This window comes from Psychrobacter sp. DM4 (assembly GCF_051307035.1).
In the GTDB taxonomy this organism is placed as follows: domain Bacteria; phylum Pseudomonadota; class Gammaproteobacteria; order Pseudomonadales; family Moraxellaceae; genus Psychrobacter.
In genome coordinates, this window is record NZ_CP195536.1 from 617,216 (window position 1) to 630,081 (window position 12,866).

Below are 12,866 nucleotides of genomic sequence, written 5' to 3' on the forward strand. Positions count from 1 at the left end.
AGGATAAGTTTTTGGATGCAATTGATTTGCCTACCAAGTAACAAATCATCATCATATCTTTTGATAACTTCTTTTATGATAAATTTCTATTTCGCGCCTCCCAATTGACTCCATTTAGTGTTTAAAGGTTATCTCATGCATGTTAAGTTTTGCGGATTTACTCGTCTTGATGATATCCATACAGCAATAGAGTTGGGTGTGGATGCCATAGGTCTAGTGTTCTATCCGCCAAGTCCACGTGCGCTGACCATAGCTGAAGCGCAGGCATTAACTAGCGCTATTCCTGCTTTTGTTAGTGTGGTCGCTTTGGTCGTCAATATGTCAAATGACCAGCTAATCGAGTTAGCTGACAACGTAGGTTTCGATGTTATTCAGTTCCACGGCGATGAGAGCGCCAAGCAGTGTCAAATGCTCGCCGCTAGTGTCAACAAGCGCTGGATAAAAGCCTTGCGTATCAATACTGAAGAAGATACACCCACTAGCGTAAAATCTCAGATTGACAATTTTTCTGATGCTGGCGCAAGTAGTATATTGCTCGACGCTTATCATAAAGAAAAATACGGCGGTACAGGCGCGCGCTTTGATTGGAGCTTGATACCCAAAGATAGCACGCTACCAATTATCTTAGCAGGTGGACTCGATGCTAAAAACGTCGCCTCTACGCTTGATCTCCCTATTTATGCTTTAGATGTCAGCGGCGGTATTGAGCAGGACAAAGGCGTTAAGGATAATGCAAAAATGCGTGCATTTATGAAAGCGGTTAAGCGTGAACGATGGCAAAACGAGACGCCCTAAGCGAACTCTAAAATATCAGTAATTATCCTGATGACAATACCAACCCTATCTATCCTAAAAACATTCCATATTAAGTAGGAACTATCATGAGTCAGCTCGCCAATAAAGACACCTCTACCATCAACACTTTCGCCAATCCAGAAGATGTACAAGATTTTAATCAATATCCAGATGCACGCGGGCATTTTGGCGTACACGGGGGACGTTTTGTCTCTGAGACGTTAATGGCAGCGCTTGAAGAACTCGAAACGCTATACACTAAAGTAAAAGCTGATCCGGCGTTTTGGGAGGAATATCACAATGACTTGGTCAATTATGTCGGTCGTCCTACGCCGCTATATCATGCCAAGCGTTTGAGCGATGAGATTGGCGGAGCACAGATTTACTTTAAACGTGAAGACCTAAATCATACGGGCGCGCACAAAGTCAATAACACCATCGGGCAGGCGCTCCTTGCCAAAATGTGTGGTAAAAAACGCATTATCGCTGAGACCGGCGCAGGTCAACACGGCGTGGCAACGGCGACCATTGCCGCGCGTTTGGGACTTGAATGTATCGTCTATATGGGCGCAGATGACGTCGAGCGCCAAAAGATGAACGTCTATCGTATGCGTTTGCTGGGCACTACGGTTGTGCCAGTCACGTCAGGTTCACGCACGCTCAAAGATGCGATGAACGAGGCTATGCGTGATTGGGTCACTAATGTCGATACGACCTATTACATTATTGGTACGGTCGCAGGTCCGCATCCTTATCCGCTGCTCGTACGTGATTTTCAGGCGATCATCGGTAAAGAGACACGTATTCAGCATTTGCAACAGACAGGAAAACTACCTGATGCGCTAGTGGCTTGCGTTGGTGGTGGCTCGAACGCTATTGGTCTATTCTTTGATTTCTTGAACGATACGGATGTCAAAATGTATGGTGTCGAGGCGACAGGTGACGGTATTGAATCCGGTCGTCATTCTGCGCCATTGGCTGCGGGTCGTATTGGTGTCTTGCATGGTAACCGCACGTATCTCATGGCGGATGACGATGGTCAGATTCAAGAAACCCATTCGATCTCAGCAGGTCTCGATTACCCAGGTGTTGGCCCTGAGCACAGCTTCTTAAAAGATATGCACCGCGTAGAATATGTCGGCTGTACGGACAAAGAGGCGTTAGAGGGTTTCCATGAAGTTACGCGTAAAGAAGGCATTATCCCAGCACTTGAGACCGCTCACGCTTGCTACTATGCTTTAGAGCTTGCCAAAACAATGACGCCAGATCAAACCATCGTCGTCAATATGTCAGGTCGCGGTGATAAAGACTTGCATTCGGTGATGAGCGCCGAAGGTCTTGAGTTTTAGGACAAAAAAAGAGTAGGTACTAGAAAAAGGCTGTGAATAGCAGCCTTTTGTTTCGAGCAATATTGATTAATTTTAGAGACCCTTATGACCCGAATTGAAAGCACCTTTGACACCCTAAAATCGCAAAATAAAAAAGCCTTAATTCCTTATGTAATGGCAGGCGATCCTAATCCTAGCAACTTCGTTGGTTTGCTTCATGATCTCGTCAAGCACGGCGCAGATATGATCGAAGTGGGCTTGCCTTTCTCTGATCCTATGGCAGATGGGCCAACCGTTGCCTTAGCAGGCGAGCGTGCACTAGCAGCGGGTACGAGTACCCGAGAAGCACTCAAAATGGTGGGCGAGTTTCGCAAGACAGATACGCAAACGCCGATTATTTTGATGGGGTATCTTAATCCCGTTGAGATTATCGGTTATGATAGTTTCGTCGCTTTATGTGAGCTGTCAGGCGTTGATGGTATCTTGATGGTCGATCTGCCGCCAGCCGAGGCGGGGAGCTTTACTCAGCATCTAACGGACAATGCCATTAACGAGATTTTCTTGTTATCGCCGACTACCTTGGCTGAACGTCGCCAGCAAGTATTGACCCATTGCGGTGGTTATATCTACTACGTTTCACTCAAAGGCGTAACAGGTTCAGCGACCCTCAATACCGATGATGTCGCAACCCAAGTACAAGCGATTAAGGCTGAGACTGATCTACCTGTCTGCGTGGGCTTCGGTATTCGTGACGGGGCTTCAGCTAAAGCGATTGGCGCTCATGCTGATGGTATTATTGTCGGTAGCGAATTGGTACAGAACTTTGCTGATATCGATGGCAATGACGCTAGTGCCGTTGCTACTGCTCAGCAAAAGATCATGACTAAGATGGACGAGCTACGATCAGCATTGGACAGTCTAAGCGCATAAACTGCCAACTCACATTGCTAAGGCAATAGGTTAATTGGCGTTATTTGATAATTCAATGATAGCGCTTTTGGCTACTTATCGATAGCTGGGATTAGCTTTGCTAAATTTAGTTTACGTGTGTAAACTAAACCTGTACATATATTACTGCTCCGTAAAAGGTATCGTATAGCTGCCAAAGATAACTGCTAGAGCTAGGGTGCTATATAAGGGATTATCGCAACGACATTTAACAACTAGCGACAAGCTTGTGAGTAAACTTGTCAAATAGCCTAGGATAAGGGCCAATACTATGACTGATACAATAGAAAAACCAGAGGCCACTAGTAATGGCGCTAGCAAACCTAGCACTTGGTTTGACAGGCCTGTACCTGGGGTCAAGCACCAACTGACGCCCGCGTTGACTGCTATTGAAACAGAGCCGTCAACGGAATGTAGTAACTGCCACTCTAAGATTACCAATACCGCGCTCATTTTTAATTGCTACGTCTGCCCGCACTGTGAGCATCATTTGACGATGACCGCACGCGAGCGCTTACAGTGGTTTTTGGAGCAAATAGACGGTGAGCTTGGCCAAGAATTTACCGCAAAAGATCCGCTACATTTCGTCGATAGTAAACCTTATCCCAAGCGTATGCTTGAGGCGCAAACCAAGACGGGCGAAACAGAAGCGCTAATCGTTATGTACGGCAAGCTGCGTAACATTGATGTGGTGGCTTGTGCTTTTGATTTTCGTTTTATGGGCGGCTCGATGGGGTCAGTGGTCGGCGATCGATTCGTGCAAGCGGCTGAGAAGTCATTGGCAGAGCGCAAGCCGTTAGTATGTTTTGCTGCATCGGGCGGCGCACGTATGCAAGAGGGCTTATTGTCGCTTATGCAAATGGCACGTACGGCGGCGGCTATTGAGCGATTGCGTTTAGCAGGTATCCCTTACATTGTTGTATTGACCAATCCTGTTTATGGCGGGGTGACGGCGTCACTTGCGATGCTAGGAGACATTCATTTGGCTGAGCCCAAAGCGATGATAGGATTTGCAGGCAAACGCGTCATTGAGCAAACGGTGCGCGAAACTTTAGAAGAGCCGTTTCAGCGTGCAGAGTTTCTGCTCGAGCACGGTGTGGTTGATGAAGTGGTACATCGCCATCAGATGGTAGATACGATCTATCGCTTGCTGGCAAAACTTTGCCATCAGCCTAATGTTGATGCTTAATTTCTATTCCTGATTCGTTTGATTACAAAATAGCATTTATCGTCAATGAGCGATGAGTGCTATTTTTTTAGATTTGGTTTTTGCCAAGGGTGTTATACACTGACCCGTTCGTCGCTTGTTACTATCACCTGTTTTCGTACTTGTTTGTCATTTTAATATAGGCTTTATCATGTCTGTCTCTAGCGCATCACATTCCAGTCCAGATAGCACCGCCAGCCTCACACAGTGGCTCAACTATATGCAGCAGATTCATGTCTCAGCGATAGACATGGGACTGTCACGGGTATTGCCTGTCGCAGAATATCTAGGCGTGGTGCAATCAGCGAAAGATAATGCTTATGTGTTTACCGTTGCTGGCACCAATGGTAAAGGCTCAACGACCGCAGTAATTGCTGCGATGACTGAGACAGCTGGATACAAAACGGCACTGTATCAGTCGCCGCATTTAAGCGTGTTTAACGAGCGTGTGCGTATCAATGGCGAGATGGTCAGTGATGAGACTTTGATTAGCGCGTTTGATAGCGTTGAGCGCGCAAGATTGGCTTGCGAATTGACATTATCGTTTTTTGAGATGACGACGCTTGCGGCACTACTGATATTCGCGGAGGCTGATTGTGATGTTTGGGTCTTGGAGGTTGGATTAGGTGGACGTTTAGATGTCGTCAATATTATCGATCCAGATCTAGCGATCATTACCAATGTCAGTATCGATCATGTCGACTGGTTAGGGGACAACGTTGAGGATATTGGCCGCGAAAAGGCAGGTATCTTGCGCAAAAATATACCGCTAATCTATGGCGCTACTGAGATGCCAAATAGTGTCAGGCAGCAGATTGACGAGTATCAAGCAAAGTGTTATCAAGTTGGGCAGGACTTTAGCTATCGCGTACTTGACGATATGAGTTGGCAGTACAGCAATGCTGCGGTCACGCTTGAGCTACCGCGCCCTGCGTTATCGCTTACCAATACAGCCACTGCCTTGTCAGCTGTGCTAGCGAGCCCTTTAAAGATCGATGTTGCTGATATAAAGCAGGCCTTGCAAAGCGTAAAGTTAGCAGGACGTTTTGATTATCGCCATATTGAAGACCGCCATTGGCTGTTTGATGTGGCACACAATGAGCAAGGGGTTGCGTTTTTGCTAATGCAATTATTACCGTTTTGGCAACAGCATCAAAATGCTCAGCTAGAAAAAATCCCTAGTGTTCAGACAGGCACGATCAAGATGCTATTTTCTATGCTTGCTGACAAGGATATTGATAAAGTAGTACAGCGCTTAACGCAAGCTGACTTGCCTTTAAGCGAGTGGTTCATCGCCGAGATTGACTACCCTCGTGCGGCCAATACAGATCAGTTGATTGAAGTTATGACTACCTATATAGATAAAGAGGATATAAGCGCGTTTGCAAGCCTAGCGCAAGCTACAAAAGCCGTCATTGCTGGGAGTACCAATCAAGACTTGATCGTCGTTTGCGGCTCTTTTCATACCATAGGTGAAGCGCTTGCCATACTTAACCTATGATTCATTGTTTTTGTGTTATAAAATCGATTGAGCGTTCCCTCTGCCATGTCGCCTAGTAGCAGACAGCACCAAAAATATACTTTATACTCAGAGCATCAATAACGTGATGTGCGCGTTGCTAGCGTAGTGAGTTACTATAGGCAGTGGTCTACTCAAAGACTGATACATAGTCATTTATATATCGTGATTTGCATTCAGACCACTAGCGACGCCAACAGATCAGACTTATAACCAACTAAGAGACGTAAACGAATGAACTTTTCGAGACAAGCCTTATTGGGCATTGGAATGATTGTAGGCGGTAGCGTCATGCTATATGCAATGGTGCAGCAAGTTGGCGGTGATAATAGCCCTGAGCAAACCACCACTATTGTCGATATCGCAAACTCTGAGACAGTTGCAGCGCCAGCACCGCTCACGACCGATATCGAGACTGAAAAGCGACTCTTAGCGCAAAAACAAAGAGAGCGCGCGATGCGTGTCGCCGAACAAGAAAAGCGTGCCGAGCAGTTTTTAGCCGAACAAGAAACAGCTGAGAGTCAAGCCTTGGCAAAAGCCCGTGCTGAGAATGAGCAATATAGAGACAATATCGCTGGGGCAGCAGTTGAAGATGCAGAGCCAGAACCGAAAGAGCCAGATTCACAGTCATCGACGACGTTAGAAGCTCCAACGGTACAACCGCGGGCAGTAGCGGATACTAATGTAAGTACTTCTATAGATAGCCAAACGACTACTACAGCCCAGCAGCAAAAGGAGCTACAGGCGCAAGAAGCTGCTAGACGTGCCAAAGTGCAAGAGGTGGCTAAGCGAGTTGAAGCGCAAAAACAGGCACAAGCTGAGCGCGCAGACACTGAAGCTAAAGCTAAAAAAGAGCAAGAGCAAGCCGCTGGCCGTAAAAGACAAGCTGAAGAACAAGCCGCTGCCGAAAAGGCCAAAAGCGAGCCACCAACATCACCTACAGATTACAAAGTTAAGCGCGGTGATGGTCTCATCAAGTTGGCTCGTCAATACAACGTACCCGTTGGCGTATTGGCTCAAGCGAATGACATCTCGCCTTCGGACGCATTACAACTGGGTCAAACCCTTACCATTCCCTCCAACCGACAGATTGAACGTCTAGAGCGCGAAGCCCTTAGCGCCCAAAGATCTCGTGAAGAAAAACGTCAAAAAGAAGAATCTCTTGCCAAAAAGTCGACTGAAGCCAAGCGTGACGCGCAGCAAAAACTTCGAGAAGCTCGTCAAACCGTCAAAGAGACAGATGCTAAAGGCAGCTTTGGGGTACAAGTGGCATTAGCGGGCAACCAAACCAAGGCTGACGAGGTTGCTAAAAGGTTTAAGTCTGCAGGATACCAAGTCAAAACGAGCGCGACCAGTCGAGGTGTCCGCGTCGTCGTCGGTCCCGAGCGCGGCAAGATTGCCGCATTGGCGCTAAAAGATAAGGTCAATAGTGATCCTAAGGTCGATACGACTGGTGCTTGGGTTCTGTATTGGTAAACTAAAAGGTTCAGAGTATAAAGGTTTATTGTAAGACACGACAATGATTGTCGTGTCTTTTGTTTTGTGAATTGCTGATTGCGGTCAGCTTAGCTACGATAGCAGTATAGTCTGATTGTACTGTCATATTTGTTTTTGTATGACTAATTGGCCCGTAAAGGCTGCTTAGTCTTTAGTTATTTATAAGGTAAAACCATGTCATTTGGCGTTATATTTTTGCTCTCAGCAGTCGGGTTTTTGGGACTGATAATAGTCATCAGACAGCAGTCAGTTGTAAAAAGAGCAGACCCTGAGCCGCAGCCTGTTCGTGGTGATGATCTGGCTATCTGGCCCTTTGCGCCTATTCCCATCATGACAGATACTGAGGTTGTCTTCTTTAACAAGCTCAAAAACGCCCTACCTGAATATCATATTTTTGTACAAGTGCAGCTGTCACGCATTATCGAGTCTAATAGCGAGGAAACTGGCGAGCGCAGTTTTTGGTTCAATCGTATTTGTCGCCAAAGTGTGGATTATGTCATCACAGATATCGATATGCAGACGACGCTTGTCGCTATAGAGCTCGATGACTGGACTCACAATAGTAAAGCGCGGCAAAAGGCAGACGACAAAAAGGACAAGGCGCTCGCCAGCGCTGGTATTGCTATTGTACGCTTCCATGCTGAGCGTATGCCTAGCGCTGATCTGCTCAGGTATGAGTTGATGCAAGTAATTGAGACTTATTAGGAAGTTTTTAGAACTCCTATAGTGTGTCGTCACTCATTCTAGGGTAAATAACGATAGGTCTTTGATCTAAAAAATACAACCCTGTCGTTGGTCGCGTATTTTTTGATACTGTTGCATCATCATAAAAGTCACGCTTGGTAAACCATTCAATATAATGAGCGGCTCTGAGTTTGGAGCTATCAAGCGTGGCAAGCATGGCCTCATCATTTTCATCGCACCATTCATGGATGGGAAAATTAGGCGATAACCAATCAGGCTTATCAAAGTTATTCATATTTACAGGTAAGAAAAACCGTCCTTTTATCACCCCATAACGCTTATCAATGCGGACGCGTCCACGCGATTTAGTATCGACCCAAACTGCCCGAAACTGCTTGGTTTGCATATACGTCATCTTACGTTCCAAATTGTCATTGGAGTTGATACCGACCCAATGCTCAGGGGCAAAAGGTGGCGCGCCCATAAAGAACTTAATTGCCAGCTCCCAATGCTCAATTAATTGCTCGTTGTGATTGTACAAAATCAGATCCAGCTCACCGACGGTTTGTTTACCATTGAACAGCTGTACGTTATTTGCAAGCGTCTCATACGGGTGTAGTTCTCGCGCATACCCATCCTCCAACCAAAATGATAATAGGCCTTCAAAATGAAAGCCTAAACGGTTAGGGCTGGGACGTTTAAGTAAATAACGGGTTAGCTCTCGATAGGCAGTTGTATTATCCAACTCGTCCAACCGAGCTTTATAAGCCTCAAATCGAGCCAACCAAAACGCGCTACTATGTACTTTAATAGCATGAGTATTTTGCTCAGGTGAAAAATCTAGCCACTTAGTTAAGACATTAGGGCAGGCCAGCACAAAAGCCAAATCGCGTACGTAAGGGCGCTTGAATTGCTCCCAAGGGTCATGATTGACGAGAGCAGAAGGACGATGCGGGGTAGACTCGGACATAATATGAATCATATAGGGTATAGAGCATTTACCCTAAAGGGTAGACTCATAAAAGTCTATAGACTTATAGACCCTTTTTTGCAAAGGGACTCACTAGATTTTAGCTATTATTAGCGCTATATTAAGCCAAGCCCCTTATTACAGCTCATAGATTTATGACCAATAATCTAACTTGCACAGATGAAAAATACAACGCGCATACTTGTTCTGAAGTAGATCCCTTTGATCATCATCATCTTTGGCATCCCTACACCTCGCTACCGCCCACTTATCCCAACCTTGTTATTGAGCGCTGTGATGGGGTATACCTTTATACCAAATCGGGCGAACCCCTCATAGACGGCATGTCGTCGTGGTGGGCTTGTACTCATGGCTATAATCATCCCAAATTAAATCAGGCCATTCGTGAGCAACTCAATAAAATGTCTCATGTTATGTTTGGCGGTCTCACGCACCAACCTGCCATAGATTTAGGTAAAAAATTACTCTCAATTGTACCTCAAGGTCTTGACGCTATTTTTTATGCAGACAGCGGCAGTATCTCTGTTGAAGTCGCACTAAAGATGGCCATGCAGTATCAACTGGCAAAAAACAAACCTGAAAAAAATAAAATTGCCACAACTTACTCAGGATATTATGGCGATACTTGGCATGCTATGAGTATCTGTGATCCTATCGGCGGTATGCACAGTATCTACGGCAACCAGTTACCGGTACAGTTATTCACAGATAAGCCTATAGATGGGTTTGAGAGTGAGATGACAGAGAATGAGAGAGAAAAACTGACTCAATTCTTTGAAGACAATCATAACGGTATGGCAGCATTTATTATTGAGCCTATCGTGCAAGGCGCTGGCGGTATGCGTTTTTATAGCCCTCAGTATCTACAGCTCATACGCAAGCTATGTAGTCACTATGATGTGTTGATGATTGCAGATGAAATCGCCACGGGGTTTGGGCGTACAGGTAAAATGTTTGCCTGTAATCATGCCAATATATCACCAGATATTATGACTATAGGAAAAGCATTAACAGGCGGCTATATGACTTTCGCCGCTACACTATGTCAGCGCTATGTGGCAGATACCATTGCCAATAGTAAGTATGCAGCCTTAATGCACGGCCCGACCTTTATGGGCAATCCGCTAGCCTGCTCAGTAGCTATTGCGTCACTAGACTTAGTGATTGATTATGACTATCCTGCGCGCGCTAGACAAATACAGCAATTTTTGCAATCACAGTTATCTGAAGTTAAGAGCCATCCTGAAGTAGTAGACGTTCGTGTGCTGGGCGCTATAGGTGTGATTGAGCTTAATGAAGCTGTCGATATGCCGACCTTTCAAAGACTACTTGTCGCTAATAAAATTTGGGTTAGACCCTTTGGCAAACTGATCTATATCATGCCGCCAATCATCATGACTGAATCAGAGATAGCGACACTATGCCGTCGATTAAAATTAACGATTGAACAATATTTAGGTGTAAGTATTGGTTAGCATACCCTAGATGATTACCATGAAGAGTCACACGTGCTTAAAAGTCTTATAGCTGTGATATCAAACGGTCACAGTCCTCTATAGTTAGCTTTGCGTTCATAACGATGCGGATGCGCGCTGTATCTACAGGTACTGTGGGTGGACGGATGGGAAGGGCATAAAATCCAGCATCTCGAAGCTGTTGCGCTTTATCTATAGCACTGGCATTACTCCCTATTATGTAGGGGATAATAGGAGACTGATAGCATGCTGTTGAGCTATCGTCTATAGCTTCTACCACTTGCAGCGAAAGCTTAGCAAGATGAGTACGCAAATGATGAAAGGACGGCATTTTTTCTAATATAAACCGCGTCCAGCTATGGGTAATAGGCGGTAGGGCGGTGCTAAAAATAAAGGAGCGCATTTGGTTGATTAACCACTGTCTCACCTTGTCATCACAGATAACATAAGCGCCCATCGAAGCAAAGGCTTTACCAAAGGTACCGACGATATAATCTATGTCTTCTAAGGTTTGCGTCTCCTCAGCTAAACCTAGCCCATGACGACCTAAAACGCCGACAGCATGTGCCTCATCGACATATAGTTCAATACGAGGATTGCGCGCTTTGAGTGTTACTAAAGCTTTTAAGTCTGCACGATCGCCATCCATACTAAAGATGCTTTCGGTAACAATGATAATGCGCTCAATAGACGTATCAGCGCCCTCGAGTATAGACGCTAAATGTGTCAGGTCATTATGGCGGTATCGTTTGCAAGTGCAGTGTTTGCTACTGATAAGACGTATGCCATCGATAATACTGGCATGAATCAATTCGTCTGACACAATAAGTGTATTCAGCGGGAGTTTGGCGAGTGCAGGCAAAACCCCGATATTGACATGATAACCACTGTTGATGACTAATACAGATTTTGTAGAAGCGCGGCGTTGCTGGGATGACAAGCCAAGCTGATACCACTTTATCAATTCTTCCTCAAGCAATTGCAGTTGTTCATGATTACCTGTGAGCAGGCGCGAGGAGGTAGAACCCATTTTTGGTAATAGCGATTCGGGTAGCGTTTGTAGCTGGTCTAAGAATTGTGTTTGCAAGCGGGTGTCGCTACCGAGACCTAAATAATCATTGCTTGAGATATTGAGTAATGCGTTATCATTGGCTATGATCCACTGATCTCTATGCTTGATAATAGGAAGCTGTCGATACTGGTCATTAGAATGTAGAGCCTCTAGATGATCCGTTAGGCTTGTCAGCGTAGGTATTGTCATAAAAGCCGTCCTAAAATACTAAAATAAGGTGAAGAACAGATCTAGAGTCTGTTTGCTATTTGATCAGATAATCCCCACCTTTTAGACGATCCAAAGATAGCGAAAGTCGTTATTTTAACCTTATATTCTTCGCAATGAAACGGCAGTGGAGAGCTAATGCTTATTCTGCTAAATAATAAAAAGTTGGTAGAATCTTACCAAAGTTATACGTCTTAAATTGAGGAATAATCAGTATGACTGTACTATTTATAAGCGGTATTGATACCGACATCGGTAAGACCATTGCGACAGGACAGTTAGCAAAAGCTCTGTATCAAAAGGGACATAAGGTAATCACTCAAAAACTGGTACAGACAGGCTGTCATGATATTGCAGAGGATCTCATAACTCATAGAAATACGATGGGAATGCCTTTGCAAAGGGTAGATAAAGAAGGAACGACTTGCCCTTACGTTTTTAGCAAGCCTGCCTCCCCGCATTTATCATCTGCTCTAGAACATACTATAATTGAGCCTGATATTATCACTGCTGCGACTGATAAGCTCTTGATGGATTACGATATTGTGCTCTTAGAGGGTGCTGGTGGGCTGATGGTACCTATTACTGATTCAGTATTGAGCTTGGATTATATCGCTAAGCAGGGCTATCCTATCGTCTTAGTGACCTCTGGTAGACTTGGGAGCATTAATCATACCCTGCTCAGCATTGAGGCGATAGAGAGCCGCTCATTGACCTTGCACGCGCTCATATACAATCAGTGGCAGCCTAACAGTTCTGGCAATAATGACTTAAATTATCTAAAAGATGAGGAGATTGTCGATAGTACAAGACACTATCTACTTGAGTATCTGCAAGCTAATCACCCGCAGACCTACTGGGTCGATTTACCTGATAGCTCATCCGAGCAATATACTCAAGATTTCGATACTGATAACCCGTTTTCACTTACAAGCTACGCAAAGGTGTTGGCAGGTATACTATGAAAACCCAAAAAACGCCCAAAATAAAGGGCATACGGTCTATGACGGTATGCCCTAACACTAAGCTCAAAAACAATGTTTGGTCGGAACGGCAGGATTTGAACCTGCGACCACTACACCCCCAGTGTAGTGCGCTACCAGACTGCGCTACGCCCCGAATGACTGCTATTTTACGCAAATT

The 12,866-nt window shown here is 45.2% G+C and carries 11 protein-coding genes and 1 tRNA gene; 9 read left to right on the top strand and 3 right to left on the bottom strand.

Features of this window, described 5'->3' with window-relative positions:
- The first annotated feature begins 135 nt into the window (after positions 1 to 135).
- The 7 genes from ACR64G_RS02725 (at position 136) to ACR64G_RS02755 (ending at position 7,999) form a co-directional block, all read left to right on the top strand.
- Entirely contained in the window at positions 136 to 795 is a 660-nt protein-coding gene (locus ACR64G_RS02725; RefSeq protein ID WP_435980020.1) for a phosphoribosylanthranilate isomerase, read from the top strand.
- An 86-nt stretch (positions 796 to 881) separates the two neighbouring features.
- On the top strand, positions 882 to 2,144 hold the full coding sequence (gene trpB / locus ACR64G_RS02730) for a tryptophan synthase subunit beta (RefSeq protein ID WP_435980021.1): 1,263 nt from the start codon (positions 882 to 884) through the stop codon (positions 2,142 to 2,144).
- Between the two features lie 84 nt (positions 2,145 to 2,228).
- The gene (gene trpA / locus ACR64G_RS02735; RefSeq protein ID WP_435980022.1) at positions 2,229 to 3,053 is read left to right on the top strand and encodes a tryptophan synthase subunit alpha; all 825 of its coding nucleotides are present in this window, start codon (positions 2,229 to 2,231) and stop codon (positions 3,051 to 3,053) included.
- Between the two features lie 289 nt (positions 3,054 to 3,342).
- Positions 3,343 to 4,260 carry an acetyl-CoA carboxylase, carboxyltransferase subunit beta gene (gene accD / locus ACR64G_RS02740; RefSeq protein WP_435980023.1) on the top strand — a complete coding sequence of 306 codons (918 nt, stop codon included), beginning with the start codon at positions 3,343 to 3,345 and terminating at the stop codon, positions 4,258 to 4,260.
- 169 nt (positions 4,261 to 4,429) lie between these two features.
- Positions 4,430 to 5,779: a bifunctional tetrahydrofolate synthase/dihydrofolate synthase gene (gene folC / locus ACR64G_RS02745; protein ID WP_435980024.1), complete on the top strand. Its 1,350-nt coding sequence runs from the start codon at positions 4,430 to 4,432 to the stop codon at positions 5,777 to 5,779.
- Between the two features lie 252 nt (positions 5,780 to 6,031).
- Positions 6,032 to 7,273 (top strand): LysM peptidoglycan-binding domain-containing protein, encoded by a 1,242-nt coding sequence (locus tag ACR64G_RS02750; RefSeq protein WP_435980025.1) that lies wholly within the window; start codon positions 6,032 to 6,034, stop codon positions 7,271 to 7,273.
- Between the two features lie 195 nt (positions 7,274 to 7,468).
- Positions 7,469 to 7,999 carry a DUF2726 domain-containing protein gene (locus tag ACR64G_RS02755; RefSeq protein ID WP_435980026.1) on the top strand — a complete coding sequence of 177 codons (531 nt, stop codon included), beginning with the start codon at positions 7,469 to 7,471 and terminating at the stop codon, positions 7,997 to 7,999.
- Positions 8,000 to 8,015: 16 nt separating this feature from the next.
- Here ACR64G_RS02755 and ACR64G_RS02760 read toward each other — a convergent pair whose 3' ends face one another.
- Positions 8,016 to 8,948, bottom strand: coding sequence for a DUF1853 family protein (locus ACR64G_RS02760; protein ID WP_435980027.1), 933 nt, complete (start codon positions 8,946 to 8,948; stop codon positions 8,016 to 8,018).
- Between the two features lie 155 nt (positions 8,949 to 9,103).
- Here ACR64G_RS02760 and bioA point away from each other — a divergent pair, with 155 nt between their 5' ends.
- Positions 9,104 to 10,444, top strand: a complete 1,341-nt coding sequence (gene bioA / locus ACR64G_RS02765; protein ID WP_435980028.1) for an adenosylmethionine--8-amino-7-oxononanoate transaminase — start codon at positions 9,104 to 9,106, stop codon at positions 10,442 to 10,444.
- A gap of 46 nt (positions 10,445 to 10,490) precedes the next feature.
- Here the strand turns inward: bioA and ACR64G_RS02770 are convergent, their stop codons facing one another.
- On the bottom strand, positions 10,491 to 11,705 hold the full coding sequence (locus ACR64G_RS02770; protein WP_435980029.1) for an 8-amino-7-oxononanoate synthase: 1,215 nt from the start codon (positions 11,703 to 11,705) through the stop codon (positions 10,491 to 10,493).
- A gap of 233 nt (positions 11,706 to 11,938) precedes the next feature.
- Here ACR64G_RS02770 and bioD point away from each other — a divergent pair, with 233 nt between their 5' ends.
- On the top strand, positions 11,939 to 12,688 hold the full coding sequence (bioD, locus tag ACR64G_RS02775) for a dethiobiotin synthase (RefSeq protein WP_435980030.1): 750 nt from the start codon (positions 11,939 to 11,941) through the stop codon (positions 12,686 to 12,688).
- Positions 12,689 to 12,765: 77 nt separating this feature from the next.
- Here bioD and ACR64G_RS02780 read toward each other — a convergent pair.
- Positions 12,766 to 12,842: transfer RNA gene (locus tag ACR64G_RS02780), tRNA-Pro, on the bottom strand.
- Between the last annotated feature and the right edge of the window lie 24 nt (positions 12,843 to 12,866).